Below are 24,844 nucleotides of genomic sequence, written 5' to 3' on the forward strand. Positions count from 1 at the left end.
CAAGCGATTCGTGTGTCATCCTCAGCGTAGAATCACAACCGATTCCGCGCCGCAACACCTATCTTAGCGCATATGCCCGCAAGGGGGGGAGATTGGCAGTTCCGCTCGCAGCGCTCCTTCCTGCAACGCTGGCGATTGGCGAAAGCCGAAGAAACATTTGATCTCCCCCCTTGCGGGGGAGATGTCCGGCAGGACAGAGGGGGGGGGGGAAGGAACGAGACGTTTGTGGCCTGGGGTTCCTCGCCGTTCCCTTGAACCATCAGCGGAAGTCCATTGATCCATCAGCAATTTGCGATGGTCTTAGGTCGCCCGCTGGGCCATAGCGTTGGGCCATGGTCACCGAAACAGCTCAGCTCGATCCCGACGCCAAGGCCCGCCGCGGCTTCCTTCTGGCGCTCGGCGCCTATTTCCTGTGGGGGCTCTTACCCTTCTACATGAAGGCGGTGGCGCATCTGCCGCTCGCCGAGGTGATCGCCAACCGCGTCGTCTGGTCGGTACCGATCGCCGCCTGCGTGCTGGTCTGGGCCGGCCGCACGGCCGATTTCAAGGCGGCGATCCGCACGCCGAAGAGCATCGCCATGGCGGCGCTGACGGCGGTGCTGATCTCGATCAACTGGGGCATCTATGTCTGGGCGATCGCGGTCGACCGCACCGTCGAGACCGCGCTCGGCTATTACATCAACCCGCTGGTCAGCGTCGTCGTCGGCGCCGTGCTGCTCGGCGAGCGGCTCGACCGCCTGCAGATGGCGGCGGTGGCGCTGGCCGCGATCGCGGTGGCGGTGCTCACCGTGGAGGCCGGCAAGCTGCCCTGGGTGTCGCTGGCGCTCGCCTTCTCCTTCGCCGCCTACGGCTTCTTTAGGAAGACGCTGCCGATCGGCCCGAGCCAAGGTTTTCTGCTCGAAGTGCTGCTGCTCTCTGTGCCGGCGCTCTGCTACATCGCCTATCTGATCGCCACCGGGCAGGACCATTTCATCTCCAGCAGCGCAAAAGACACCGCGCTGCTGATCGGCTGCGGCCCGATCACGGCGGTGCCGCTTCTGCTCTTTGCCTTCGGCGCCAGGCTGCTGCGCCTCTCCACCATCGGCATCATGCAATACATCGCGCCGACCATGGTGTTCCTGATCGCCGTGCTGATCTTCGACGAACCGTTCGGCACCATCCAGGCCATAGCCTTCGCCCTGATCTGGACGGCGCTGGCCATGTATAGCTGGTCGATGTTCAGGGGCCGCGAGGTCCGGCAGCCGGCTCCCGCGACGAGGTAGGGCATTCGTCCTCAAACCCGCCCCAGTCGCCGCACGATCATATAGACGATGCCGGCGATCACGACCGACATCGCCGTCACCACCCAAAAACCCATCGGCGTGTCGACCAGCGGCAGCCCGCCGACATTCATGCCGAACAGGCCGGAGATGATGGTCATCGGCAGCAGCACTGCCGTCATCACGGAAAGGATGTAGAGCAGTTGGTTCGACTGCTCGGTCAGCTTCGCCATCAGCTCGTCCTGCAGGAGCCTTGTTCGCGCCTGCAATTGCTCGCCCTCGTGATGCAGCGTGTGCGCCCGGTGCGACAGGCGTGTTGCCATGTCGTTGATCGGGTCCGGCAGGTCTTCGCGGTGCGAATGGTCGAGATGGCGGAAGAGGTTGGTGAGCGTCGCCATCTGCCGATGGATAATCACCAGGTGTCGGCGCGCGTCGACCAGGGCTTGCCGTTCGCTGTGCCAGGCATCGCACACAATGCGGTCCTCGATGCCGTCCAGCGTGTCGCCCATCTTGTCGAGCTCGCCCGACATGCCATCGAGCGACTGGCCCATCACCGCCTCGATCAGCTCGGCCGGCGAGCGGAATCTGCGCGTGCCGCTCTCGACCAGCTTGCGGATCTTGTCGACCGACTCCAGCGGCTGCTTGCGGGCTCCGATCAGCATCTTGTCGTTCAAGGCGAAGCGGAAATGCGTGAGCCCGCGCGCCTCGGCGAAGTCGTGCCTGAGGTCGGGCAGGTCGCCGTAGAGGAAGTCGTCCTCGAAATCGATGTGACAGCCGTGGCTGGGCGACAGGAAGGCCTCGCGCGCAGCAGCCGGCAGGGCCTGCTCGGCGGCGATCTCGTGGCGGGCGCGCATGTCGGTGATCTGGTAGCTGCGCCACGTCCAGAGCGCCTCGGCGGGGTCCTTGGTGCGCAGGCCCTCGGCGGTGAAATGATAGATGAAGAACAGCCCGTGCTCGTCGGGCAGATAGGGCGAGAGGTCGGTGCCTTCGTTGGGGACAGCGATGTTCATGGCGGCTTCGCCGGTTCTTGGTGCGGTCGGGTCGCGGGGGCGGCCAGGCAGCGTTTCTAGCATGCGCAACTCCGCTTGCGTGTGACAGTTCGATGACGACCGGCGCTCCGGCGGTCTCGTTTCCGATTGCGTGCTCTCCAAAAAATCTTCCGCGCCCCGGGAATAAAGCCCGGTCCTTCCTGGTCTTGGCTGTAGCGAGGCGAACCTTTCCCGGGCCTAGCGCCGTCAGCTCGGAGGAATGCCCACGCCAGGGAACCACCGCTACACGCAGCCACTAGAGGAGACTTCTGATGTTCAACATGACACGCCGTATGGTGCTCGGATCCGCCGCCGCCGCGGCCGCCTTCGGCATTGCCGGCAGACTGGAATTCGCGCCGGCCGCTCGCGCCGAAACCCCGATCGAGCCGCTGGTCGGCTTCTACAAATACAAGGTGGGCTCGCTCGAGGTCACCGCCGTCTATGACGGCATCTGGCGCAAGCCCCACGACCCGGCCTTCATCAAGGACGTTTCGGTCGACGACACCAAGGCCGCTCTCGCCAAGGCCGGACTCACCACCGATTTCATGCCGATCCCGCTCACCGTCGTCGTGCTCAGGATGAACGGCCGCACCATTATGATGGATGCCGGTTCCGGCGTCGGCCAGTGGCAGGCCAACGCCACGCATTTGCCGGCCAACATGAAGGCCGCCGGCATCGACTACAAGGCGATCGACACCATTATGATCTCGCATTTCCACCCGGACCATGTCTGGGGGCTGATGGAGAAGGGCACCAACGCGGCGGTGTTCCCGAATGCCGAGCTGATCGTCAACGCCGCCGAATACAATTGGTGGACCGACCCCAGCCGGCTCGCCAAGCTGCCCGAAGGCCGCAAGCCGGCGGGCAAGCGCATCGCCGAAAACTTCCCGAAGTGGAAGAACTGGAAGCTGGTCGAGGACGGCACGGAAGTGGTGCCCGGTATCCGCATCATGGCGGCGCCGGGCCACACACCCGGCCACTCCGTCTACCACGTCGATGCCGGCTCCGAGCAGTTCCTCGTCTCGGCCGACACCATGTACGTGCCGGCGCTACTGGCGCCGCATCCCGAATGGCAGGGCGCCTACGACCAGGACGGGCCGATGGCGATCGCCACGCGCCACAAGATCATCGACCAGGTAATTGCCGACAATGTCCGCATCTGCGGCTCTCACTTTCCGTTCCCCGGCACCGGCAGCTTCGTCAAGGACGGCAATGCCTACGCCTTCACCCCAACCCAGATCTGAATCGGATCCTGAACAGAAAGAGCCAACTCCCATGAAACACGCACTTTTCGCGGTGCTCGGCGCCATTGCGGTGCTGACCGCGGCCCCGATCGCCATCGCCGTGCCGGCCTATGCCGTGGACGACATCGAAGGCGCCGACGCGCCAGACCTGACGGCAGTGAAGGCCAAGATCGACGCCAAGGACTATAAGGGCGCGCTGGCCGAGCTGCGCGACCTTGCGCAGGACAACCAGCAGGCCGACGTCTACAACCTGCTCGGCTTCACGCTGCGCAAGACCGGCGACTACCAGACCTCGCTCACCTACTACGCCAAGGCGCTGGAGCTTAAGCCAGACCACAAGGCCGCGCATGAATATCTCGGCGAGCTCTATGTCGAGACCGGCGACATGGCCAAGGCCAAGGAGCAACTCGCCTCGCTGCAAAAGCTCTGCCCGGCCGGCTGCGAGGAGCTTTCCGATCTCAAGCAGGCCATCGACACCAAGGTGACGAAGTAAGGCTTTTTGAGCGCCGGTGATCGCCCTGACTACTGCCGCGAAGCGGCCGACGAAAGGGGCATTCGAGAAGCGCAGACATCGCCAATGTATGCGCCGCCCCTCATCCGCCTGCCGGCACCTTCTCCCCGTATAGTGACGGGGAGAAGGTGGCTGGTCGCGACCCTCGGCGCCTTTCCTGCAACGTTGGCGATTGGCGAAATCGTCGGCGACAGCGCCCCTCTCCCCGTCACTATACGGGGAGAGGATGCCGGCAGGCAGGTGAGGGGCGGCGCGGCGCTGGGGGGAGTCGTCAAATGCGATTGCTTTGTTCCCGTGAAGGTACCGCCTCGGGCAACGTCTCGAAATTTCTCCTGACGAAAGAATTCTAATGGAGCCGACCCATGACACCGACCAAACTTGCCGAGAAGCTTCATGCAAAGGACGCGGTCCTGCTTGCCGGCCGCCTGCTCCTGTCCCTGATCTTCGTGCATGAAGGGCTTGAGCTCGCGACCCATTTCGAGGGCGCTCAAAAGGCGATGGCAGCCCTCGGCGTCGGCACGCCGCTGCTTGTCGCCACCATCGCGCTGCAGCTCGGCGCCGGCCTGTCGGTGGCGCTCGGCATCTGGGCGCGGCTCGGCGCGATCGGGCTCGGCCTGTTCTGCCTGATGACGGCAAGCCTCTTCCACACCAACTTCGCCAGCCAGAACGAGCTCCTGCATTTCGAAAAGGATTTGGCGATCGCAGGCGGCATGTTCATCCTGGCGCTCGCCGGTTCCGGCAGGCTGTCGGTGGATGGGGTGCTGGCCAGATACGTGAAAAGCCTGCCGGTTCGAGGGGCTCTCACAACACGCTGGTGATCCCGCCATCCACCAGCGCGTCTGTCCCGTCACGAAGCTCGCCGCCGCGTCGGACGCCATGAAGACCGCTGCACCTGCGAGTTCTTCCACGTCGCCCCAGCGCCGCATCGGCGTGCGGCCGGTGAGCCAGTTCGAGAATGTCTCGGGCTTGGTTCGCATTCGGGAATCTGCTGCAGTGGCTCGGCAGCCAATGGGGGACCAATGCTCAAGTGGGGCGCTATACTCGGCATCGTCGGCTTCGTCGGTGGTTTCGTCGGCCCGGTCATCTTCACGCCGGAAGCAAACCAGGGACCGCTGCTCGGCATCTTCATCACCGGCCCGCTCGGTTTCGTCCTGGGCCTCGTCGTGGGCTCCGTCCTGCGGTTGCTGCCTGGCCGCCGCTTGGCTTCCGATGGGTCGCGCCCGCTGAATGAGCTGTCACAGCACAGTCATTTCGGCGGCCGACAATTCACGGCCGATTCCCAGCGAGGCTGCCGGTGACCGAGACGACGAAGGCTAGGTATGATGGCTCGATCCTGAGCTTCCAGCAGAAACGCGGACAGGAATCGTCTGCCTTTTTCCTGCCTTTCCTGAAACCCGACATGCGGCTGCTCGATATAGGCTGCGGACCGGGAAACATCACGGCGACGCTTGCCGTGCATGTCGGCGCCGCGGTCGGGATCGACATCCAGCCTCGCTCGATCGCGGCGGCGAATGAACTCGTCGAGCGAACCAGGATCGGCAATCTGTCGTTCCGCGAAGCCGACATGACGGCCTTGCCGTTCGACGACGAAGCCTTCGATGCCGTCTTCTTTCACGCCGTGCTCTATCATCAGGATCACCCGACGCTGGCCGGCACCTTGGCCGAGGCGAAACGGGTGCTGCGTCCGGGAGGCCTGATCGCCACGCGCGACGCCGATGTGGGCGGCAACATCCTCCATCCCGACCTGCCGGGGCTGCGCATCGCGCTCGATCTCTGGCAGCGATGGTATGAGCATGGCGAGCCCGACGCCCTCCATTTCGGCCGGCGGCAGGGCGCGATCCTGAGGGCACATGGTTTCGTGCCGGTCTGGACGGGCGCGAGTTTCGTCAACCACAGCGCCGACGCGGAAACCCGCGAAGAGACGGTGCGGGATGCTTTCCGAAGCTTGAGTTCCCTTGGCCCGAAACTGATCGAGCGGGGGCTGGCGACGCAAGTCGAACTCGATGCGGCGCTGTTGTCCTGGGAAGCGTGGGGACGCGAACTGAACGCCGTCTATCTGAGGTGTCGTTGCGAATGCGTTGCCAGAAAGCCGGCGCCATAACCTCTGCCGCGATCGATGGGTTGACGTCGAGCAGCCGGGAAAACGCGACATCGCATGGTTTCCAAGCAAACGGAGTGCCTGGCCGTGAGGCCGCCGAGCACAAGGCGGCCTCAGCCAGCCGTCCTCAGCGCTTCGGGCCGAACCCCGGATAGGGATTGAGCGGCACGATGGCCGCGATGTCCATCATGCCGGCCTCGACCAGCGGCAGGGTAGCGAGATGGCCGCGCACCTCCTTGTCGTCGGCCGCCTCGAACATCATGCCGCTGCCGGGAATATCGCCGCGGTTCCAGATCTGGCGCACGGCGCCCTGCGCATAAAGGGTCTTGCGTTGCTCGGACTCATTCGGAAGCAGCGGCGCGAAATCGGCGTCGCTGAACTTCTGGGTGTTGCGGGCGAGAAGGGCAAAGAACTGCATGGCGGTCTCCTTTGTGGCCGGTTGATGCAGGAGATATCGCGCCGGCTGGTCAGACTGTCCAAGACTGATTAGGCTAAAGTTCAGACCTGTTAGGACTTGAAGTCAAAGGGGCAAAAAATGCTCGACCTGCGCCAGGTACGATATTTCGTCGCCGTCGCCGAGGCCGGCAATGTCGGCCGCGCGGCCGAGCAACTGCACATCTCGCAATCGCCCTTGAGCCGGCAGATCATGCAGCTCGAGGAGCAGCTCGGCGTCACGCTCTTCGAGCGGGCGAAGCAGCGCGTCCATCTCAACGCCGAGGGCAGGGCTTTCCTGGCGGAGGCCCGGGCGCTGCTCGCCAATGCCGCGCGGCTGGAGGAGCTCGGCCGCAATCTTGCCAGCGGCGCCGCCGGCAGCCTCGCCATCGGCTATGTCGAGGGCGCGGTGCATGCCGGGCTGATCGCGGCGATGCTCAGGGAATTCCGCCTCGAGCGGCCGGATTTCCATCTGCAATTGCGCAGCCGCCGCACGGCGGCACAGTTCGAGGATCTGCGAAGCCGGGCGCTCGACCTCGGCTTCGTCTATTCGCCGGCGCCGCAAGGCGATCGGGATATCGAGAGCATGCTGGTCCGTCGCGAGCCGCTGGTGCTGGCAGTCCCCGAGGGCGATCCGCTTGCCTGTATCGCCGACATCTTGCCCAGCCATCTCGACGGCCGCGTCTGGGTCACCGTCGTGCGTCAACCCGACGACACCAATCGCGCCCAGTTCCTGGCGGCCTGCGTCGAGGCCGGCTTTGTGCCCAATATCGCCTATGAGACGGCCGATCCGTTGAGTTCGCTCGGCCTGGTCAGTGCCGGCCTCGGCTTGGCCACCGTGCAGGAAAGCCTGCGCGGCGCGGCGCCGGCCGGCATCGTCTTTCGCGATATGCCCTGGTTCAAGCGCAGCGTTGAAGTCCATCTCGCCTGGCGCCGCAACGATCGGAGGACGGTGATTCGGGATTTGAGGACGGCAGTAGGGCAGTAGCTGCCGTTCTTCCCTATTGCCTATTGCCCAACGCCTATCGCCTTACATCTTGTCTATCACCGCCTGCACGCCTTCCGTCGGCGCGTCCACGGACGATCCCGCCACCATAATGGCGGCCACGATAGCCTCGGGGTCGTTGACCACCAGCGGTTTCACGCGATGCGCGGTGTGGATGAAGCCTTCCTCCGCCATGTGCTCGATGAGCGCCATCATCGGGTCCCAGAAGCCCTTGATGTTGGCGAAGACGATTGGCTTGCGATGATGGCCGAGCTGCGCCCAAGTCATGACCTCGACGATCTCCTCGACCGTGCCGATGCCGCCCGGCAGCGCCACAAAGGCGTCGGATTTCTCGAACATCCTATGCTTGCGCTCGTGCATGTTGTCGGTGATCAGAAGCTCGTCGAGCTTGTCGAGAGCGGTCTCGGTCGCCTCGCGGTTGATCAGGAAGCGCGGGATGATGCCGGTCACCTTGCCGCCGGCCTTGAGCGCGCCTTCGGCGACAGCGCCCATGATCCCCTTGGTGCCGCCGCCATAGACCAGGCGCAGACCGGATTTCGCCAGCGAGCGGCCGAGCAGATGGCCAGCCTTGACATAGGCCTCGTCGCGGCCCGGAGACGAACCGCAATAGACGCAGACGGATCGAATCGTGTTCATGGCAATGATTGGTGATGGGGTCGGTTGGCGCGGTCAAGCCCAGGGACGGGCTTTTTCTTGTGAGCTTGCCGAAAACACGCTAGACCGGCGTTAGGTGGCTAAGGGGGCAGTAAAAGATTATGGCTATCAATCCTTCCAAGGCGTTTTTGTTCGCGGCGGGCGGCGTTGCCGTCGTCGCGGCGGTCGCCTACGGGTCGGGCGCGCTCGACCCCTACATCAACAAAGACAAGCCGGCACAGGTCGCGGCGCTTCCGCAAGCGGACACCAAGCAGGCTGGATCCAACACCACGTCCACCGAGGGGCGCCTGCCGCAGGCTCCGGCCAACACGATGGCCCCCGCCAACACGATGGCGCCGGCCAAAAAGATGGCGCCCGCCAACGACGCGACGGCCCCGGCGGCATCCGCGCCGGCCGTTCAGGCGCCCGCCGCCGGTCCGATATTGCCGACCTTCGACGTCGTGCGTGTCGAAGGCGACGGCTCTATCGTGGTGGCCGGCAATGCCGCGCCCAAAGCCAAGGTCGAGATCCTGAACGGCGGGACGGTGCTCGGCTCGACCGATGCCGGTCCCGACGGCGCCTTCGCCATCGTGCTCGACGATCCGCTGAAGCCGGGCGACTACACGATCACGCTGCGCGCCACCGCCGGCGGCGTCACCGTCGCCTCGGCGCAGACCGCCGTCGTCTCGGTGCCGCAGAGCCCGACCGGCCAGGTGCTGGCGATGGTCGAGGAGCCGGGCAAGCCGTCCGAACTGATCACCGTTCCGCAGCCGGAGGCGAAACCGGCCGCGCCGGCCGCCGGCCAGGCTGCCGCTCAGGCGCCGGCTGGTGCCGCAACAGCGCCGGCGGCGTCCACCGCAGCGCCAGCCACTCAGGCCCCGGCCACCACCGGCCAGGCTTCCGCCCCGGCAACGCCGGCGCCCGCGACCGCCGCGGGCGAACCCAAGATTGCCGTGGAGGCGGTCGAGATCGACGGCAGCAAGATCTACGTTGCCGGCACGGCCGATCCCGGCCGCAAGGTTCGCGCCTATGCCGACGACATGCTGCTCGGCGAGGCCAAGACCTCGCCTGATGGCCATTTCCTGATCGAGGCGAAGCGCGACATACCCGTCGGCAACTACACCATCCATGTCGACGGCCTTGCCGATGACGGCGTGAAGGTCGTCGCCCGCGCCGCCGTGCCGTTCGAGCGCGAGCCGGGCGAGTCGATCGCCGCCGTCGCGCCCAATGAAGCCAAGCCCGCCGAGGCCAAGCCTGCCGCCGAGGCGCCGGCCAAGGTCGCGGAAGCGACGCCTTCGGCTGGTGCGGCCGAGACGGTCGCGCCCAAACTCGAGCATGCCGACGGTTCCGTCATCATCCGCCGCAACGATACGCTCTGGCGCATCTCGCGGCGGGTCTATGGCCATGGCACGCGCTTCTCGACCATCTACCTCGCCAACCAAGACCAGATCCGCGATCCCGACCGCATCTGGCCCGGCCAGGTCTTCAAGGTCCCCGGCAAGTCGAAGGAAGGCGAGCCTGCCGACATGAAGGCCATGGGCGACCAGATGAGCATGCCGAAGGCGGAGTAGGGGTGGCGATTGGCTAATCTCCCCCGAGGGGGGAGATCGGCAACTCCAGCCAGCTACCCAACAGCCTAGCTTGCCCTCTCATCCGCCATCGTCTATCGCCGATGAACGATGATCGAATCCCTTTCTGAAAACCGCGCTCTCGACAGCCGCGCCATCGCCGCGCGGTTTGCCGCACTCTCGCATCCGGCGCGCATCGAGATCCTGAGGCATCTATCGGCCAGCCGCTGCTGCTCCTGCCGCGAGGTGGTCGACCATTTCGAGCTCGCACAATCGACCGTTTCGCAACATCTGAAGATACTGGTCGAGGCGGGGCTGGTCCGCTTCGAGCCCGACCGCCAGCGCTCGCGCTATGCGGTCGACCACGCCGCGCTCGCCGGCGTTGCCGGCTTGCTCGATCAACTCGTCAACTCCTGCTGCTCCAGCCGCTGACCCTCTCACCCAAAAGGCAAGACTAGTGGCCGACAAGACCGTCTCCGCCGAATCCGGCACCCTCACCACACTGCGCAATCTGTGGCCCTATATGTGGCCGGCCGACCGCGCCGACTTGAGAGCCCGCGTCACCTGGGCGACGCTGCTGCTGGTCGTCGCCAAGCTCACGCTGGTCGCCGGTCCCTATTTCTTCAAATGGGCGACCGATGCGCTCGCCCACGGCTCGAAGACGCCGCCGCCGCTGCCCGCCTTCATGCTGGCGCCGGTGATGCTGGTCGTCGCCTACAACGTGCTCAGGCTGGTGCAGCTCGGCTTCAACCAGCTGCGCGACGCGCTGTTTGCCCGCGTCGGCCAATACGCGGTGCGCCAGCTCGCCTTCCGCACCTTTGTGCATATGCATCAGCTGTCGCTGCGCTTCCATCTCGAGCGGCGCACCGGCGGTCTGTCGCGCATCATCGAGCGCGGCACCAAGGGCATCGAGACGATCGTGCGCTTCGTCATGCTGAACACGGCGCCGACCATCCTCGAATTCGCTCTCACCGCAGGCATCTTCGCCTACACCTATGGCTGGAAATATGTGGCCGTGGTGGCGGTCACCGTGTGGATCTATGTCTGGTTCACGGTCAAGGCCAGCGATTGGCGCATCTCGATCCGCCGCGACATGAACGACAGCGACACCGACGCCAACACCAAGGCGATCGACTCGCTTCTGAACTTCGAGACGGTCAAATACTTCACCAACGAGCGCATGGAGGCCGAGCGCTTCGACCGCTCGATGGCGCGCTACGAGATTGCGGCCACGAAAACCTGGACATCGCTTGGCTGGCTGAACTTCGGCCAGGGCTTCATCTTCGGTCTCGGCACCGTCGTCGTCATGTGTATGTCGGCGCTGGAGGTGCAGGCCGGCACGCAGTCGGTCGGCGATTTCGTCTTCATCAACGCCATGCTGATGCAGCTTTCGGTCCCGCTCAACTTCATCGGCTTCATCTACCGCGAGATCCGGCAGGGCTTGACCGACATCGAGCACATGTTCGACCTGCTCGACGTGCCGCAAGAGATCGTCGACAAGTCGGACGCCAGGCCGCTGAAAGTCGGTCCCGGCAAGGTCGAGTTCCGCGACGTGCACTTCTCCTACGATCCGAACCGCAAGATCCTGAAAGGCGTCTCCTTCGAGGTGCCGGCCGGCAAGACGGTGGCGATCGTCGGCCCCTCCGGCGCCGGCAAGTCGACCGTCTCCAGGCTGCTGTTCCGTTTCTACGACGTCCAGGGCGGCCAGGTGCTGATCGACGGCCAGGACATCCGCGATGTCACGCAGGAAAGCCTGCGCGCCGTGCTTGGCATGGTGCCGCAGGATACGGTGCTCTTCAACGACACCATCGCCTACAACATCCGCTACGGTCGCGTCGGCGCCAGCGAGGAGGAGGTGCGCAAGGCCGCCGAGCTCGCCCAGATCGGGCCGTTCATCGCCAAGCTGCCCGAGGGTTATCGCTCAATGGTCGGCGAGCGCGGCCTGAAGCTCTCGGGCGGCGAGAAGCAGCGCGTCGCGATCGCCCGCACCATCCTGAAGGCACCGCCGATCCTGATGCTCGACGAGGCGACTTCGGCGCTCGACACCCAGACCGAGCAGGAGATCCAGGCGGCGCTCGACCTCGTCAGCAAGGGCCGCACCACCATCGTCATCGCCCACCGCCTGTCGACGGTGATCTCGGCCGACGAGATCATCGTGCTCAAGGACGGCCAGATCGCCGAGCGCGGCACCCATGCCGCCCTGCTTGCCAAGCATGGCCTCTACGCCTCGATGTGGGATCGCCAGCGCGAGGCCACCGAAGCCGAGGAGCGCCTGCGCATCGCCCGCGAAAGCGACGAGCTTGGGGTCGTGGTGCGGCGAAGGATATCGGAGGTGAGCTAAGCGCCTCCTTCTCCCCTTGTGGGAGAAGGTGGCCGCGAAGCGGCCGGATGAGGGGTGTTCCAGCGGAGTGAGACGCTGGCATTCCCTGGAACACCCCTCATCCGTCTCGGCGCTTCGCGCCGATCCACCTTCTCCCACAAGGGGAGAAGGGAAGAACAAATTCCCCTTGACCTCAACCTAGCTTGAGCTTGCAAACTGTCAACGAGCTTCCTGCCAAGCAACCTTCCAAGAACGGAGACAGATCGAAATGAGCAATAAGAATCAACGCGATGGCAGTGTCTTCCGGGTCGACAAGTTCGTCGTCCCGGCGTCGGCGCGCGACGAAATCCTGAGCAAGGTCTTCATGACGCATGAATTGCTGCGCCAGCAGGAGGGCTTCGTACAGGACTTCCTGCTCGAGCAGTTTTCCGGCCCGGGCGAATTCAATATCGTCACGATGGTCGAATGGGAAAGCCAGGCGGCGGTCGACAAGGTGGTGCCGATCGTCAAGGCAGCCCACGAGCGCATCGCCTTCAGCCCGCAGGAAACGATCGCCCGCCTGGGCGTCAAGGCCGACATTGCCAACTATCAGCGCGTGCCGGAGGTGTAGGACGGCCAGCCCGCGCCGGGCGCAGACGCGGCGACGCCAAGCACCTGGCCGGTGCGGGCGTCGCTGACCATGTTCTCGAAGCCGCGCCATTCGGCGGCGGCGATGAACAGCGTCCTGCCGTCGGCACCGCCCAGCATGCAGGCAAAGCAGCCCCGATCGACCTCGACCCTATCGATTTTCGCACCGCCCTCGCGCACCCTGATGCAGTGCCGGTTTGGCACGTCCGCATACCAGACGCAGCCCTCGGCATCGAGGCAGATGCCGTCCGGATAGTCATTGCCGAGATCGGCCCAGACGCGCCGGTTGGAGAGGCTCCCGTCCTGGCCGATATCGAAAGCAGTCAGCCGCCTGGCGTGGGATTCGGCGACGATCAGCGTTTTGTTGTCGGGCGTTACCGCCATGCCGTTGGCGAAGGCGATGTTCGCTGCGACCTGCCGCACCGCGCCGTCTGGCCTGACCAGCACGATGGTGCCCGGTCCGAAATGCTCGCCCGGCGCCGGCGCCGGGCCGCCGCCATTGACATAAACGTTGCCGCGCCCATCGACGACGATCTCGTTCCACGGGTTTTTCGACAGTTGCCTGAGATCGGCATGGGTCACGAGCGTTCCGTCCGCTTCCTGCTTGAGCAGAACGCCCTCTCGTCCGGAGATCACGAGCAGCCGCCCGTCGGGCAGCCAGTCGATCGAATAGGGCAGGACGGCCGGCACCGTGAGCATGACCTCGCTCTTGCCGTGTTCGTCGATGGCGACAATTTCACCGGTGCCCCAGTTGCAGAGCCAGAGCCGCCCCGCTCGCCAGCGCGGTGACTCGCCAAAGGCGAGGCCCTCCGTGATGATCTTTGCTGTCCCAGCGGCGGATTTCGGCGACGGCATTGGCTGGCTCCTTGGCACGTTGTCTAGCCAAGGACGGATGAGAGGGCCGGGTTCCGACAGCCGGCGATGAAAGTCATGGCCATGAGCCGCGACACCGCCCGCCCATCCTCCCCCCATTGTTGCGTTGCGGGGAGGGGGGCTTTCGGCTATTGAGGCCGGACCTGAAACAGGGACCGCCCCAAGCCCGATGACGCTTCTCGATACGATCAAGAATACGTTCGTTCCGATCCATCGCGAGGGCTACCCCTTCATCGCCGCCTTCGGCGCGGCAACGTTGTTCCTCGGCTATTTCTCCTCGATCCTGTTCTGGGTCGGGCTGATCCTCACCGGTTGGTGCATCTATTTCTACCGTGATCCGGAGCGCGTCACGCCGGTCGACGACCGGCTGGTGGTGAGCCCCGCCGATGGCGTGATTTCGGCGGTCGGCCCTGCAGTGCCCCCGAGCGAGCTTGGCCTGGGCTCGGGCGACATGATGCGCATCTCGGTGTTCATGAATGTCTTTGCCTGCCACATCAACCGCGCGCCGGTCCGCGGCAGGATCACGCGGATCGAGCATCGCCCAGGCAAATTCCTCAACGCCGAGCTCGACAAGGCAAGCTCCGAGAACGAACGCAACGGTCTGGTCATCGACAGCCCCAACGGCACGATCGCCGCCGTGCAGATCGCCGGCCTGGTGGCGCGCCGCATCGTCTGCTGGGCCGAGCAGGGCGGCTCTATCGGCACCGGCGAGCGTTTCGGGCTGATCCGCTTCGGCTCGCGCGTCGACGTCTTCCTGCCGGTGAGCGCCGTGCCGCGCGTCGCCGTCGGCCAGACGGCGGTGGGTGGCGAGACCGTGCTTGCCGAATTCGGCGGCATCGCAGTGACGCCGTTGGTCAGGGTTTCCTGAACGGTGGGCGCGCCCTTCAAGAAATTCGAAGCCCACGCCAGCGGCGGCCCGCGTATCCGCGAGATTCCGATGCGCATGGTGCTGCCTAATCTGGTGACCGTGCTTGCCATCTGCGCCGGCCTGTCCGGCATCCGCTTCGCCTTCGAGGACCGCTTCGAGCCGGCCGTGGTCATGGTGCTGCTCGCCGCCTTCCTCGACGGCATCGACGGGCGCCTCGCCCGCATGTTGAAGGCGACCTCGAAATTCGGCGCGCAGATGGATTCGCTGGCCGATATCGTCAATTTCGGCGTGGCGCCGGCCCTAGTGCTCTATGCCTTCCTGCTTGATCGCGCCGGCTCGCCGGGCTGGATCGCGGCGCTCCTCTTCACCATCGCCTGCGGCATGCGGCTCGCCCGCTTCAACGTGCTCGCCGACGACACCGACCAGCCGGCGTGGCAGACCGAATATTTCGTCGGCGTCCCGGCGCCGGCCGGCGCGGTTCTCGTCATGCTGCCGCTCTATCTCTATTTCCTGCGGCTCGGCTTGGAGCCCAGCCGGCCTGCGGCGTTTGTCGCCACCGGCTTCACAGTGCTCGTCGCTTTCCTCTTGGTCAGCAGGCTGCCGGTCTATTCGGGCAAGAGCGTCAAGGTGCCGGGCGACAGGGTGCTGCCGGTCATCCTGGGCGTCGTGCTCTACATCCTGCTGCTGATGACCTATCCCTGGTACACGCTGACAGCGTCGGTCGCCGGCTATCTCCTGTTCCTGCCGTTCTCGGTCCGCGCCTATTCGAAGCGGGCCATGCGCGAAGGCGAGAAGGTTCCGCCTTCGGACATAGGGTAGCATCCTCGTCATCCTAAAGCGCGTCGCGATCTTTCAGATTCGCTCCCTGCGCTTTAGGTTTTTGATTCTACGCATGTCTTTGTCCCGAACCGGTCCCACTTTCGGGAGACATGCTTTAGGGCGGAGCGACGCGAAGCGGAGCGCAGACCCTAGGATGCCGTTACCTTGATCGAGGGACGCAGGCGGTCCAAAACTCGCAGCCCGAAGTTCGCAGCATTGCTCCAGGTCTTGCACCGCAGCGGCGCGGAGATGTCACACAGGATCCTAGGGTCTGCGCGCGCGTGTCGCTGCGCTTCGCCCTAGAATGACGAACCAACCTACGCCGCCACACCCAACCCCAGCCGGTCGATCGCCAGCTTGCGCGCCGAAACATAATCCGTCTTGCCGGAACCCAGCACCGGGATTTCTTCCACCTTGATGATGTCGTTCGGCACCATCAGCTCCGCCGCGCCCGCCTTCTTGCCGAACTGGCGCAGCTCCTCCGCGCTGGCGTCGTCGGCCGTGGTGACCAGCACGATGCGTTCGCCGCGCCGCTTGTCGGGCACCGCTACTGCCGCGTGGCGCTCCTCCGGCCACAGCGACTGCACCAGCATCTCGACGGCGCCCAGCGACACCATCTCGCCGGCGATCTTGGCGAAGCGCTTTGCCCGTCCGCGAATGGTGATGAAGCCGTCGCGGTCGACCGAGACGATGTCGCCGGTGTCGTGCCAGCCTTCGAGCGGCTGTAATTCGCCGGGGCGGTCGGCGGTCATGTAACCCATCATCATGTTCGGCCCGTCGAGCCACAGCCGGCCGGCGTCGCTGATGCCCTCGACCGGCTCGAGCTTCATGCGGATCGCCGGCAGCAGCCGCCCGACCGTGCCGTCGCGATTGTGGATCGCGGTGTTGACGGCAACTACAGGTGCCGCCTCGGTCAGCCCGAAACCTTCGATGATCGATGCCTGGAAACGGTCGCGGTAGACGCGCCTCGTCTCCGGCTTCACCGCCTCGGCGCCGGCCACCACGAAGCGCAGGCTGGAGAAGTCGCCGTCCTTGGCGGTGCGGGCATAGTTGGCAAGGAAAGTGTCGGTGCCGAACATAACGGTCGGCTTCACCTTGCGCGCGATCTCCGGAATGATCTTGTAGTGCAGCGGCGAGGGATAGAGGAACAGTTTCACGCCGGTCACCAGCGGCAGGATCGTGCCGCCGGTCAGCCCGAAGGAGTGGAACACCGGCAGCACGTTGAGCAGGATGTCGGACGGCGAGATCGTGACGCGCGCCTCGGCCTGCATGGCGTTGGCGTAAAGATTGCGGTGCGACAGCACCACCGCCTTCGGCGTGCCTTCCGAGCCCGAAGTGAACAGGATCACGGCCGGTTTCGACGCCTGCTGCCGCTGCAGCGGGACGCGCCAGAACAGCGCCGCCGCGACCTTGTCCAATGTCGTCACGCTTTCGCGCACGTCCTCAAGCCAGAGCATCCTGGCGCCGCCCGCCTCTACGGCGGCGACGATGTCGTCGATGCCGGCCTTCTCGATGAAGCCGCGGGACGAGATCACGGTGCGGATTACGGCCGTGCGGATCGCCGCCGTCACGCTCGCCGGGCCGGCGGTATAGTTGATCATCGCCGCCACGCGCGCCGCCGAGATCAGACCGACGAAGGACAGCACCACCCCATTGGCGTTGGGCAGAAGCAGGCCGACCGCCTCGCCGGGCGCCGTCACCGCCTCGAAGCGGCGGCCGAGCACACGCGCGCCGATGAACATCTTGCGATAGCTGAGCGCGCCCGAGATGACGTCCTCGATGATCGGATGCGAGGCGCCGACGCGATCCGCCGCATCGCGCATGCCGAGGAACAGCCCGCGGTCGAGATCAGTGCCGTAGAGCCGCGCTTCGGCGAAACGGTCGAACAGCGCGTTGGTGTTGGAGGCCATGTCGGGATTGCGGGCCACCAGCTCGGCGATGGTCATCGGTTCCAGCACGCTGAGCGACAGGCGCGGGAACCAGTGGCGCGGCGCCTTGTCCTTGGGCGTCAGCGACACAGGCAGATCGCGCGAACCGGCGACGAAGATCGGCACGATGCGGGCGTCCGCCTGCATGGCGATGCGGGTGATGGCGCGGAACAGCCGGAACGACTTGGTGTCGGGCTCGACCGTGTCTGGCAGATAGACGGCAAGACGGCCCTTGCCTTTGAGCACGCGCACCAGCCGGCGGCTGACGAAGACATGCTCGGCGTTGAAGGCGATGGTGCGGCCAAGCTCGCGCCACGGCTCCAGCCATGGCGAGCGCGCCGAGGCGTCGTCCAGAATGTGCAGCGTATCGTCCGGAAGCAGCGACAGCATCAGCGCCGGCTCGATCCGCGACTGGTGCGAGATGACATAGATGACCGGCGTCCGCGCATTGCGGGCGATGCGGATGCGATCGTCGGCAATGCGATAAGCAAGCTTGAACGGCACGTAGAGCAGCGCCTGGGTGAAGCGCAGGTCGAGCCGGAACGTCTCGATCACGCCGATCAAAAGCCAGGCGAAGACAAGGCCGGCAAGCAGCGCCAATGTCAGGATCATGCCGCTCTCTCCCAACGTCCTCCAGGGCGCGGCTCTTGGCGACCGCTTCGACGACAGAGGGTAGCGGAAGTGGAGGGAAGGTCAATGTGGCGAGCGCACGGGCCTTGCCTTCTCCCCTTGGCCCCTAGGCCGCCTTCAGCCTCCCGCTGATGAACCGGAACTCTTGGCTCTTGCCGCCGTAGCCGTAGGCAGCGGCCGGCACCTCGTGCACGAACGCGTAGCTTTCCTCATGCACGCCGCCGAGCAGGCGGCCGAAGGCGTCGAAGATAGCCTTGAGATAGGCTTCGAGCTCCAGCTTGGTGTTGGTGCCGTCCACCACTTTTATGTCGAGCCAGAAGCTGTTGACCCCATGCTCGGCCAGCGACCTGCCGCCGGCGAACCAGTGCTGCGGATCGATGTAGTTCACCGCGACCGCGGTGATGGTCGGGTCCTTGCGCAGATGCGTGGCCGTAATCCCGGCGATGTCCTTCGCGATTGCGGCGGAAAGCTTTGCGTCCGGCTTGCCGGTGACGCTGACATTGATGATCGGCATTTTTCTCTCCTTCGGATTTTGGCGCGTCGCGCATTCGATGAAAGGACCATGCCACTATTTACGCATCAACAAAATCGAATTGTTTTGTACATATACTTCGGTAATATCGAAGTATGGACACGCTCGATCCCGACCTGCTCAAAACCTTCCTCGCCTTCGTCGATGGCGGCTCGCTGGCCAGGGCGGCGTCCGCTGTCGGCCGTTCGCCGTCCGCGGTGACGGCGCAGATGCAGCGACTGGAAGAAATCGTCGGCGAGCCGCTGCTCGTCGTGCAGGGCAGGGGGCGCGGCCTGACGCCGGCCGGCGAAGACCTTGTCGGCCATGCGCGGCGTATCCTTGCCGTCCACACCGAGGCCTGGCTGGCGCTGAAAGGGGCGCGAGCCGGCGGCCGCATCGCCATCGGCACGACGCAGGACTTTGCCGATCACGGCTTGCCGGAGCTGCTCAGGGCCTTTGCCGCCAGCCACCCGCGGGTGAGGATCGAACTGCGCGTCGGCCGCTCCCTGGAGCTCGGGTCGGCGCTGCAGGCAGGCCAGCTCGACCTCGGGATCACCATGCGCCATACCCCATCGCCCGATGAAGTGGCGCTGATCAGCGAGCCGATGCTGTGGCTCTGCTCCGAAAAAGGCTTGGCGACCCGGCAGGAGGCGGTGCCGCTGGCGCTGCTCGACCCCTATTGCGGCTTCAGGGAGGCCGCGCTCAACACGCTCGACGCCGCCGGCCGGCGCTATCGCATCGCCGCCGGCAGCGCCAGCCTTGCCGGCCTGCGCACCGCGGTCAATGCCGGCATAGCGCTGACCCTGCGCACACAGCGCTTTGCCCATTCCGGCATTGTCGAGGCGCCGCGCGAGCTTGGCCTGCCGCCGGTGCCTGTCGCCAGCTTCGCCATCAGGCTTGGCCGCGAGGCCGACCGGCCGGCGCGCGATCTGGCCGAGCTTCTCGCCGGCGGCCTGGCGCTGCCGTCCTGAAGTCGCTTCGCGCTTCCAAAGAAAAGCCGACCTTTTTGCGGGTCGGCTTCTAGTCGGACGGGTCGAGGGGTTTGGGGGGACTTGGGGGGTGACCCGTCGATCTAACAATGCTTGAGTCTGATGATGGTTCCGTGACCGCGAAAATAATTTTAAGAACGCGCCGATTTCGCCTTCATCCAGTCGCGCCCGGCATGCGCGAAAACAGCGCAAAGCACGATGGCGCCGCCGATGATGCTGGCGATCGGTGGGATTTCGCCGAGGAACAGCAAGGCGAACAGGATGGCGAAGGGAACTTCCGCCGAGCCGAGCAGGCCGGCTTCGGCGGCGGGGATGAGCCGCGAGCCCTCCGTCCACAGGATCGAGGCCAACGCGAAGGAGCAGCTGAAGGTGGCAAGCAGCACCACGTCGCGGGTCGACACGGCGAGCGGATCGGTGACGAACCAGCCGAGCACGAAGAGCAGGAAGGCGGACACCGCGCCGGCCCAGACGACGGGCGTGTCGCGGAAGGCTCGCACCATGATCATGTAAAGCGCGCTGCCGGTGGTCATCAAAAGCGCCAGCGCGTCGCCGAACAGATGGCCGCTGCCGAGGCCGCCGCCCACCATGATGGCGACGCCGCAAAGCGACACGGCCGCCGCCAGCATCGTCTGCAGCCGGAATTTTTCCCGCACCAGCAAGAAGGCGAGCAGTGCCGCGATGAAGGGCGAGGTCGCATAGATGACCGCCACGTTCGCGACATAGGTGAACTTGAAGGCCGAGATGAAGGCGATGCTGGCGGCGGCGCCTTCCACCGCCAGCAGCCAGCCGCGCCAGCCGAGCCGCAGACTCTCGCGCCCGCCCGAGCGGCGCCGCCGCCACAGCACATAAAGGGTGATCAGGATCGAGCCGAAGAAACCGCGCCAGCAGGTGATGGTCAGTGGATCGGCATGGATTGACTTGGTCAGCACGCCGGTGAGCGCGAAGGCGACGGCCGACGCCGAGACCAGCGCGATGCCGAGCGTACGCTCGGCTGCAGTATCGGCGATGCCGCCCTCGGCGAGCTTTTCCGGTATGTCGAGCGTATCCGTCATGGCCCCAGACTATCTCGTTGCTGCTGACAGCTCTCTGTCATGAGCCCTAAATGCGTTTGCGAAAATGCTCGTTGACGACGATCACCAGCCCGGCGCCGATGATCAAGGCCGCGCCCACGAACACTTGCGCGCGCGGCACGTCGCCCCAGATGGCAAAGCCCAGCGCGAAGGCCCAGACCAGCGAGGTGTACTCGAAAGGCGCCACGATCGACACCGGTGCCCGCTTCATGCCCTCGAAGAGCAGGTATTGCGCGACGCCGCCGAGCGCGCCGACGCTGGCGAGAAGCACGAGCTGCAGCCCGCCGGGCATGCGCCACCAGATCAGCGCCGGCACCGCCGAAAACAGCAGGAAGTAGAAATTGTTGAGCACCAGCTGGATCATGGTGCGCTCCTGCATCGCCGTCTTGCGCAGGAGCACCACGGCGATGCCCCACAAGACGGCCGCCGCCAGCACCAGCATCACCGGCATCGACAGGCCGAGACGCGTCGGGTCGCAGGCCACGAAGACGCCGGCGAAGCCGATGAACACCGCGACCCAGCGCGGCAGCGGCACGGTCTCGCCCAGGATCACCACCGATAAAACGGTGACGATGATCGGCGCGGCGTAATAGATGGTGGTGAGCTCGGCGAGCTGCAGCGAGCGCGCGGCGTTGTAGTAGCAAAGCCAGGCGGCGAGCGTGAAGGCGCTGCGCACCAGCATCGGCCGCACGATGGGCGAGCTTGCGGTGTCGGCGAACAGCTTCCGCCCGCCGATCGCGCCGCAGGCGGCAAGGACGGTGATCGAGCGGAAGAACATGATCTGCCACACCGTCATGCCGGCGACGAGCAGCTTGATCGAGGCGTCCTGCGCCGAAAACAGGAAATAGGCGCCGGCAGTGATCAGGATGCCGGCCAGCACCCTTTCGCGGCTTTCGAGGACGACGACATCGACCATGTGTATCGGTTGCTTGCACGAAGGCGGCTCCGCCCCAAGGGACCGCTGCGCCAGCTATACGGGCGAAAGCAAATGCCGCGCTGCTCCAGCAGAGCGCTAGCGTTGGGGCAGGGGCCTGCGGAGCGGACTGGTCAGGCGCTCAGAGACTGTTTCGAAATTCGCTCTGGCGAGTCATATGGTGGTGTTTTCGAGAACCGTAGCGCAGCGGACATTTGGTCCGTGAGCAACGGAAGCGCAGAAAACGCCATCAGATGGCCGCCGGAGTAGAATTTCCAAACAGTCTCTCACTGCGTTGCCTGGTAGAGCTCCGACGCGGCCTCCTTCAGCGCGCGCCTTCCATCCGGCCTGAGATACATCATGTGGCCGCCCTCGACGACGTCGAGGCGGATCGGCTTTGCGTCGGCGAGCGAAGGGATCTGGTTCACCAGGTAGCGCGTGGCGAGATAGGGCGTGACGAGGTCGGTATAGCCGTTGACGATGACGACCCCGAGCGAAGGGTTGAGCGAGCGCGCCCGCTGCAGGTCGTTCATCACCCCGGCATAGCCTTGCCCCGAATTGCCGTAGTCCCAGTTGCGGCTGACTTCGCCGTTGAGCAGTCGGTAGCTGACATCGGTGCGGTAGTTCAGTTCGTCGCGCGCATAGGCGACGAAGGCCGAGGTCAGCACCGGCACGCTGCGGTCGAGCACCGGATCGGGGCCGGCGATGCGGGCGCTTTCCGGCGCGATGTCGCTGGTCGCGACCATGGCATCGTAAGGGCTGAGCACCTTGCCCTTGGCGCGTCGGAACTCGCGGGCGAAGAGGCCGGTCGGGACGCGGGCGAAATTGCGCTGCACAAGGTCGAGCGGCAGACCGGTGATCTCCGCCACGCGCCCGCTGGCGAGCTTTCCGCCTTGCTCCAGCCCACTGGTGAGCGCCGTCAGATAGTCGCCCAGCGCGTAGTGCTCGACCTCCGCCAGCCTGTCGCGCAACGCCTCGCCGCCGACGCCGTCGGCCTTCAATCGCGTCGCCGCCAGCGAGGGCAGTTCGAGCGCCCAGTGCAGCTGGTCGAACTGGTCCGGCCGCACCAGCATGAACTCCAGCGCCGGCGAGATCAGCACGATGCCGCTCGGGCTCAAGCCGACATCCTCCTGCAGCGTCCTGGCAAGCAGCGCCGCGCGAAAGCCGCCATAGCTCTCGCCGGCGAGGAAGAGCGGCGAAGCGGTGCGGCCGTTTTGCGCGAGATAGAGCCGGATGAAGGCGCCGACCGAGCTGGCGTCCTGGTCGACGCCCCAGAATGCTTTGGTGTCCTGGCCCGGTGCCTCGCGGCTGTAGCCGGTGCCGACCGGATCGACGAAGACGAGATCGCTCATGTCGAGCCAGCTGTCCGGATTGTCGATCAGCTTTTGCGGCGGCGGCAGGAATTCGCCGTCGGGCGCGGTCGCGAGGACGCGCGGGCCAAGCGCGCCGAGATGCAGATAGGCCGAAGCCGCGCCAGGCCCGCCGTTGAAGACGAAGGTGATCGGCCGCTCCTTCGCCGGGGCGGGCGATTGCTGCGTGTAGGCGACATAGAAAATCTCGGCCGTGACCTCGCCCTTGCCGGACAGCAGCGACAGCGTGCCGGCCTTGGCCTGGTAGTCGAGCTTGCGCCCGCCAAGGGTGAGCGAATGTTCGGTCACCTGCGGCGGCGGCAGAAGCGACAGCACGCCGCCGGCCGGCGCCGGCCGTTCAGCTGTTTGGGCGGCGGCCGGCTGCGCGAAGGCTGTGAGCGCGAGGAGGACGATGGAGACGAGCTTCAACTTGGACCGCATGAGACCTCCGCGCGAACGACCTCCGCAAAGGTATGGCCGGAGCGGGCGAAGTCAAAGGGAATTGCTGGCAGCTTTCGCGCCCCGTTCACTCCTGAGGCGCCGGAGATTGGCGAAAGCGGGCATGACAGCTGATCTCCCCCCAAGTGGCCCCAAGTGGGGAGATGTCCGGTCCACCTCCGCAGCTGCTGCGGAGGACGGGCAGGACAGAGGGGGGCGCTGTCCCGCCAGCCTTTTGGCTACTTGACGACGTTAACTTTGGCCGGCGAAGTCCGGCTCCCCAAACGCCCTCTCCAGCGCCGCGACATCGATCTTCACCATCCCGAGCATCGCCTCGGTGGCGCGTTTGGCGCGCTCGCGGTCGGGATGCGCGGCCATGTCGCCGAGGATTTTCGGCACGATCTGCCACGACAGGCCCCAGCGGTCCCGCAGCCAACCGCATTGCTCGGGCTTGCCGCCATCATCGAGAAAGGCGTCCCAGATCCGGTCGATCTCGGCCTGGCTCTCCAGTTCGACGAGGATCGAGAAGGAATGGTTGAACGGATCGAGCGGACCGGCTTCGAGCGCGATGAAATTCTGGTCGTCGAGCACGAATTCGATGATCTTGACGCTGCCGGCGGGGCCGCTCGGATTGTCGGCCGCCACGTCCGTCGTGCGGCCGATCGCCGAATTTGGAATGGTGGAGACATAGAACTCCACCGCTTGCCGCGCGTCCTTTTCGAACCACAGATGCGAGGTCACCTTGGCCATCATGGATCTCCTTCCTGTCTGACAACGGCCGAAGGACGTTCGAGTTTCGTCCGATCCGACAGCGGCGCGCCGCATGGTGACTCGGACCGCCAGCGCCTCGTTCCTTTGCCGCCAGCATACCAAGATCTGCCCATGCGCCCTCGGACAATGCTATCAACCAACAAAAGACCATTGAAAGGACAGGAAGATGGATGCGACCGCACTCAAGGCCATGCAGGCGCCGCTGAAGGAGGCCTATCGCGAAGATGCCGCCAAGGCGCTGATCACGCTCAGGGCGCGCGGCAGCCTCGACGACCAGTCGATCGCCTGCAAGGTGGAGACGGGCAGGGCGCTTGCGGTTGCCGGTCTTCATCCGGCCACCGGTGGGTCAGGCCTGGAGCTCTGCTCCGGCGACATGCTGCTCGAAGCGCTGGTCGCCTGCGCCGGCGTGACGCTGAAGGCTGTGGCGACGGCGCTGGAGTTCAAGCTCGGCAACGCCACTGTCGAGGCCGAGGGCGACCTCGATTTTCGCGGCACGCTCGGCGTCGCCCGCGACGCGCCGGTCGGCTTTCGCGAAATCAGGCTGAAATTCCACCTCGATACCGACGAGCCGCAGGAGCGCATCGATTCGCTCTTGAAGCTCACCGAGCGCTACTGCGTGGTGTTCCAGACGATCAACAACAAGCCTGTGCTGTCGGTGAGCGCACGACGTTGACGCTGCCAATCTCCCCCACGAGGAGGGAGATCAGCTCGCGCTACTGCGCGGAGGGCTCTTCGGCATCCCCCTCGTCGGTGAAGGGCGAAGCGCTCGGCACGCATTGCACGGCCCAGCCCTGCGGTGTCGGCTGCTTCTGGTATTCGGCAATCGCGTTGGTGCACTGTTCGCGGGTGTCGAAGGTGCTGGGCAGCACCACCATGCCGCCTTGCGGGCCGGCGATCACCAGATACCAGACCAACGCTACGCTGGGAGTGGCAGCCATGGAAATTCCTCTTTGCTGGAT

26 protein-coding genes and 1 pseudogene are annotated in these 24,844 nt (G+C 65.4%); 15 read left to right on the top strand and 12 right to left on the bottom strand.

Annotated features, from left to right (window positions below):
* Nucleotides 1-332 precede the first annotated feature (332 nt).
* Complete coding sequence (gene rarD, locus P9236_RS20815; RefSeq protein ID WP_278076400.1) at nucleotides 333-1,262, top strand: EamA family transporter RarD; 930 nt, start codon at nucleotides 333-335, stop codon at nucleotides 1,260-1,262.
* A gap of 11 nt (nucleotides 1,263-1,273) precedes the next feature.
* Here the strand turns inward: rarD and P9236_RS20820 are convergent, their stop codons facing one another.
* Nucleotides 1,274-2,269 carry a transporter gene (locus P9236_RS20820; protein ID WP_278076401.1) on the bottom strand — a complete coding sequence of 332 codons (996 nt, stop codon included), beginning with the start codon at nucleotides 2,267-2,269 and terminating at the stop codon, nucleotides 1,274-1,276.
* Between the two features lie 290 nt (nucleotides 2,270-2,559).
* Between P9236_RS20820 and P9236_RS20825 the strand changes: the two genes are divergently transcribed.
* The 3 genes from P9236_RS20825 to P9236_RS20835 all read left to right on the top strand — a co-directional run bounded on the left by P9236_RS20825 (nucleotide 2,560) and on the right by P9236_RS20835 (nucleotide 4,860).
* Nucleotides 2,560-3,531: an MBL fold metallo-hydrolase gene (locus P9236_RS20825; protein ID WP_278076402.1), complete on the top strand. Its 972-nt coding sequence runs from the start codon at nucleotides 2,560-2,562 to the stop codon at nucleotides 3,529-3,531.
* 31 nt (nucleotides 3,532-3,562) lie between these two features.
* Nucleotides 3,563-4,024 carry a tetratricopeptide repeat protein gene (locus P9236_RS20830; protein WP_278076403.1) on the top strand — a complete coding sequence of 154 codons (462 nt, stop codon included), beginning with the start codon at nucleotides 3,563-3,565 and terminating at the stop codon, nucleotides 4,022-4,024.
* A gap of 380 nt (nucleotides 4,025-4,404) precedes the next feature.
* Entirely contained in the window at nucleotides 4,405-4,860 is a 456-nt protein-coding gene (locus P9236_RS20835; RefSeq protein WP_278076404.1) for a DoxX family protein, read from the top strand.
* Here the strand turns inward: P9236_RS20835 and P9236_RS20840 are convergent.
* Nucleotides 4,844-5,004: pseudogene (locus P9236_RS20840) on the bottom strand (SDR family oxidoreductase); the annotation flags it as partial. The gene P9236_RS20835 and the pseudogene P9236_RS20840 sit on opposite strands and share 17 nt — an antisense overlap.
* Nucleotides 5,005-5,061: 57 nt before the next feature.
* Between P9236_RS20840 and P9236_RS20845 the strand changes: the two are divergent.
* On the top strand, nucleotides 5,062-5,340 hold the full coding sequence (locus tag P9236_RS20845) for a hypothetical protein (protein ID WP_278076405.1): 279 nt from the start codon (nucleotides 5,062-5,064) through the stop codon (nucleotides 5,338-5,340).
* A complete protein-coding gene (locus P9236_RS20850) occupies nucleotides 5,337-6,143 on the top strand; it encodes a class I SAM-dependent methyltransferase (protein WP_278076407.1) in 807 nt (268 codons plus the stop codon). Before P9236_RS20845 ends, P9236_RS20850 begins: the two co-directional genes overlap by 4 nt.
* Nucleotides 6,144-6,267: 124 nt before the next feature.
* Here P9236_RS20850 and P9236_RS20855 read toward each other — a convergent pair whose 3' ends face one another.
* Complete coding sequence (locus P9236_RS20855) at nucleotides 6,268-6,558, bottom strand: muconolactone Delta-isomerase family protein (protein ID WP_278076408.1); 291 nt, start codon at nucleotides 6,556-6,558, stop codon at nucleotides 6,268-6,270.
* Nucleotides 6,559-6,675: 117 nt separating this feature from the next.
* Here P9236_RS20855 and P9236_RS20860 point away from each other — a divergent pair, with 117 nt between their 5' ends.
* A complete protein-coding gene (locus tag P9236_RS20860; protein WP_278076410.1) occupies nucleotides 6,676-7,560 on the top strand; it encodes a LysR substrate-binding domain-containing protein in 885 nt (294 codons plus the stop codon).
* A 42-nt stretch (nucleotides 7,561-7,602) separates the two neighbouring features.
* Here the strand turns inward: P9236_RS20860 and P9236_RS20865 are convergent, their stop codons facing one another.
* On the bottom strand, nucleotides 7,603-8,214 hold the full coding sequence (locus tag P9236_RS20865; protein ID WP_278076411.1) for a TIGR00730 family Rossman fold protein: 612 nt from the start codon (nucleotides 8,212-8,214) through the stop codon (nucleotides 7,603-7,605).
* A gap of 119 nt (nucleotides 8,215-8,333) precedes the next feature.
* On the opposite strand from P9236_RS20865, the gene P9236_RS20870 reads away from it, so the two are divergent.
* From P9236_RS20870 to P9236_RS20885, 4 genes are all read left to right on the top strand, one after another.
* A complete protein-coding gene (locus P9236_RS20870; RefSeq protein ID WP_278076412.1) occupies nucleotides 8,334-9,782 on the top strand; it encodes a LysM peptidoglycan-binding domain-containing protein in 1,449 nt (482 codons plus the stop codon).
* 108 nt (nucleotides 9,783-9,890) lie between these two features.
* Nucleotides 9,891-10,211 (top strand): metalloregulator ArsR/SmtB family transcription factor, encoded by a 321-nt coding sequence (locus P9236_RS20875; protein ID WP_278076414.1) that lies wholly within the window; start codon nucleotides 9,891-9,893, stop codon nucleotides 10,209-10,211.
* 25 nt (nucleotides 10,212-10,236) lie between these two features.
* The gene (locus P9236_RS20880) at nucleotides 10,237-12,120 is read left to right on the top strand and encodes an ABC transporter ATP-binding protein/permease (protein WP_278076416.1); all 1,884 of its coding nucleotides are present in this window, start codon (nucleotides 10,237-10,239) and stop codon (nucleotides 12,118-12,120) included.
* Nucleotides 12,121-12,367: 247 nt separating this feature from the next.
* Entirely contained in the window at nucleotides 12,368-12,709 is a 342-nt protein-coding gene (locus P9236_RS20885) for an antibiotic biosynthesis monooxygenase (protein WP_278076417.1), read from the top strand.
* On the opposite strand, the gene P9236_RS20890 is transcribed toward P9236_RS20885, so the two are convergent.
* Complete coding sequence (locus tag P9236_RS20890) at nucleotides 12,688-13,581, bottom strand: SMP-30/gluconolactonase/LRE family protein (protein ID WP_278076418.1); 894 nt, start codon at nucleotides 13,579-13,581, stop codon at nucleotides 12,688-12,690. The two genes, P9236_RS20885 and P9236_RS20890, sit on opposite strands and share 22 nt — an antisense overlap.
* Before the next feature lie 148 nt (nucleotides 13,582-13,729).
* On the opposite strand from P9236_RS20890, the gene P9236_RS20895 reads away from it, so the two are divergent.
* Both P9236_RS20895 and P9236_RS20900 read left to right on the top strand, forming a co-directional pair.
* The gene (locus P9236_RS20895) at nucleotides 13,730-14,467 is read left to right on the top strand and encodes a phosphatidylserine decarboxylase (RefSeq protein WP_278076603.1); all 738 of its coding nucleotides are present in this window, start codon (nucleotides 13,730-13,732) and stop codon (nucleotides 14,465-14,467) included.
* 75 nt (nucleotides 14,468-14,542) lie between these two features.
* Nucleotides 14,543-15,286 (top strand): phosphatidylcholine/phosphatidylserine synthase, encoded by a 744-nt coding sequence (locus P9236_RS20900; RefSeq protein ID WP_245460369.1) that lies wholly within the window; start codon nucleotides 14,543-14,545, stop codon nucleotides 15,284-15,286.
* Nucleotides 15,287-15,603: 317 nt separating this feature from the next.
* Here P9236_RS20900 and P9236_RS20905 read toward each other — a convergent pair whose 3' ends face one another.
* The gene (locus tag P9236_RS20905; RefSeq protein WP_278076419.1) at nucleotides 15,604-17,826 is read right to left on the bottom strand and encodes an AMP-binding protein; all 2,223 of its coding nucleotides are present in this window, start codon (nucleotides 17,824-17,826) and stop codon (nucleotides 15,604-15,606) included.
* 124 nt (nucleotides 17,827-17,950) lie between these two features.
* Nucleotides 17,951-18,358 carry a 4-oxalocrotonate tautomerase family protein gene (locus P9236_RS20910; protein ID WP_278076420.1) on the bottom strand — a complete coding sequence of 136 codons (408 nt, stop codon included), beginning with the start codon at nucleotides 18,356-18,358 and terminating at the stop codon, nucleotides 17,951-17,953.
* A 113-nt stretch (nucleotides 18,359-18,471) separates the two neighbouring features.
* Between P9236_RS20910 and P9236_RS20915 the strand changes: the two genes are divergently transcribed.
* Nucleotides 18,472-19,326, top strand: coding sequence for a LysR substrate-binding domain-containing protein (locus P9236_RS20915; protein ID WP_278076421.1), 855 nt, complete (start codon nucleotides 18,472-18,474; stop codon nucleotides 19,324-19,326).
* A gap of 149 nt (nucleotides 19,327-19,475) precedes the next feature.
* On the opposite strand, the gene P9236_RS20920 is transcribed toward P9236_RS20915, so the two are convergent.
* The 4 genes from P9236_RS20920 to P9236_RS20935 all read right to left on the bottom strand — a co-directional run bounded on the left by P9236_RS20920 (nucleotide 19,476) and on the right by P9236_RS20935 (nucleotide 23,864).
* Nucleotides 19,476-20,396: a DMT family transporter gene (locus tag P9236_RS20920; protein ID WP_278076422.1), complete on the bottom strand. Its 921-nt coding sequence runs from the start codon at nucleotides 20,394-20,396 to the stop codon at nucleotides 19,476-19,478.
* 46 nt (nucleotides 20,397-20,442) lie between these two features.
* Entirely contained in the window at nucleotides 20,443-21,330 is an 888-nt protein-coding gene (locus P9236_RS20925; RefSeq protein WP_278076423.1) for a DMT family transporter, read from the bottom strand.
* Between the two features lie 284 nt (nucleotides 21,331-21,614).
* Nucleotides 21,615-23,117: a peptidase S10 gene (locus P9236_RS20930; protein ID WP_278076424.1), complete on the bottom strand. Its 1,503-nt coding sequence runs from the start codon at nucleotides 23,115-23,117 to the stop codon at nucleotides 21,615-21,617.
* 249 nt (nucleotides 23,118-23,366) lie between these two features.
* Nucleotides 23,367-23,864: a VOC family protein gene (locus tag P9236_RS20935; protein WP_278076425.1), complete on the bottom strand. Its 498-nt coding sequence runs from the start codon at nucleotides 23,862-23,864 to the stop codon at nucleotides 23,367-23,369.
* Between the two features lie 187 nt (nucleotides 23,865-24,051).
* On the opposite strand from P9236_RS20935, the gene P9236_RS20940 reads away from it, so the two are divergent.
* Entirely contained in the window at nucleotides 24,052-24,558 is a 507-nt protein-coding gene (locus P9236_RS20940; protein WP_278076426.1) for an OsmC family protein, read from the top strand.
* A gap of 40 nt (nucleotides 24,559-24,598) precedes the next feature.
* Here P9236_RS20940 and P9236_RS20945 read toward each other — a convergent pair whose 3' ends face one another.
* Entirely contained in the window at nucleotides 24,599-24,823 is a 225-nt protein-coding gene (locus P9236_RS20945; protein ID WP_124996320.1) for a hypothetical protein, read from the bottom strand.
* Nucleotides 24,824-24,844 lie beyond the last annotated feature (21 nt).

This window comes from Mesorhizobium sp. WSM4884, assembly GCF_029625675.1.
In the GTDB taxonomy this organism is placed as follows: domain Bacteria; phylum Pseudomonadota; class Alphaproteobacteria; order Rhizobiales; family Rhizobiaceae; genus Mesorhizobium.

Coding starts and splice junctions, on each gene's coding strand:
- rarD (WP_278076400.1), top strand. CDS start 333: ATGGTCACCGAAACAGCTCAGCTCGATCCCGACGCCAAGGCCCGCCGC.
- P9236_RS20820 (WP_278076401.1), bottom strand. CDS start 2,269: ATGAACATCGCTGTCCCCAACGAAGGCACCGACCTCTCGCCCTATCTG.
- P9236_RS20825 (WP_278076402.1), top strand. CDS start 2,560: ATGTTCAACATGACACGCCGTATGGTGCTCGGATCCGCCGCCGCCGCG.
- P9236_RS20830 (WP_278076403.1), top strand. CDS start 3,563: ATGAAACACGCACTTTTCGCGGTGCTCGGCGCCATTGCGGTGCTGACC.
- P9236_RS20835 (WP_278076404.1), top strand. CDS start 4,405: ATGACACCGACCAAACTTGCCGAGAAGCTTCATGCAAAGGACGCGGTC.
- P9236_RS20845 (WP_278076405.1), top strand. CDS start 5,062: ATGCTCAAGTGGGGCGCTATACTCGGCATCGTCGGCTTCGTCGGTGGT.
- P9236_RS20855 (WP_278076408.1), bottom strand. CDS start 6,558: ATGCAGTTCTTTGCCCTTCTCGCCCGCAACACCCAGAAGTTCAGCGAC.
- P9236_RS20860 (WP_278076410.1), top strand. CDS start 6,676: ATGCTCGACCTGCGCCAGGTACGATATTTCGTCGCCGTCGCCGAGGCC.
- P9236_RS20865 (WP_278076411.1), bottom strand. CDS start 8,214: ATGAACACGATTCGATCCGTCTGCGTCTATTGCGGTTCGTCTCCGGGC.
- P9236_RS20870 (WP_278076412.1), top strand. CDS start 8,334: ATGGCTATCAATCCTTCCAAGGCGTTTTTGTTCGCGGCGGGCGGCGTT.
- P9236_RS20875 (WP_278076414.1), top strand. CDS start 9,891: ATGATCGAATCCCTTTCTGAAAACCGCGCTCTCGACAGCCGCGCCATC.
- P9236_RS20885 (WP_278076417.1), top strand. CDS start 12,368: ATGAGCAATAAGAATCAACGCGATGGCAGTGTCTTCCGGGTCGACAAG.
- P9236_RS20890 (WP_278076418.1), bottom strand. CDS start 13,581: ATGCCGTCGCCGAAATCCGCCGCTGGGACAGCAAAGATCATCACGGAG.
- P9236_RS20900 (WP_245460369.1), top strand. CDS start 14,543: ATGGTGCTGCCTAATCTGGTGACCGTGCTTGCCATCTGCGCCGGCCTG.
- P9236_RS20905 (WP_278076419.1), bottom strand. CDS start 17,826: ATGATCCTGACATTGGCGCTGCTTGCCGGCCTTGTCTTCGCCTGGCTT.
- P9236_RS20910 (WP_278076420.1), bottom strand. CDS start 18,358: ATGCCGATCATCAATGTCAGCGTCACCGGCAAGCCGGACGCAAAGCTT.
- P9236_RS20915 (WP_278076421.1), top strand. CDS start 18,472: ATGGACACGCTCGATCCCGACCTGCTCAAAACCTTCCTCGCCTTCGTC.
- P9236_RS20920 (WP_278076422.1), bottom strand. CDS start 20,396: ATGACGGATACGCTCGACATACCGGAAAAGCTCGCCGAGGGCGGCATC.
- P9236_RS20925 (WP_278076423.1), bottom strand. CDS start 21,330: ATGGTCGATGTCGTCGTCCTCGAAAGCCGCGAAAGGGTGCTGGCCGGC.
- P9236_RS20930 (WP_278076424.1), bottom strand. CDS start 23,117: ATGCGGTCCAAGTTGAAGCTCGTCTCCATCGTCCTCCTCGCGCTCACA.
- P9236_RS20935 (WP_278076425.1), bottom strand. CDS start 23,864: ATGGCCAAGGTGACCTCGCATCTGTGGTTCGAAAAGGACGCGCGGCAA.
- P9236_RS20940 (WP_278076426.1), top strand. CDS start 24,052: ATGGATGCGACCGCACTCAAGGCCATGCAGGCGCCGCTGAAGGAGGCC.
- P9236_RS20945 (WP_124996320.1), bottom strand. CDS start 24,823: ATGGCTGCCACTCCCAGCGTAGCGTTGGTCTGGTATCTGGTGATCGCC.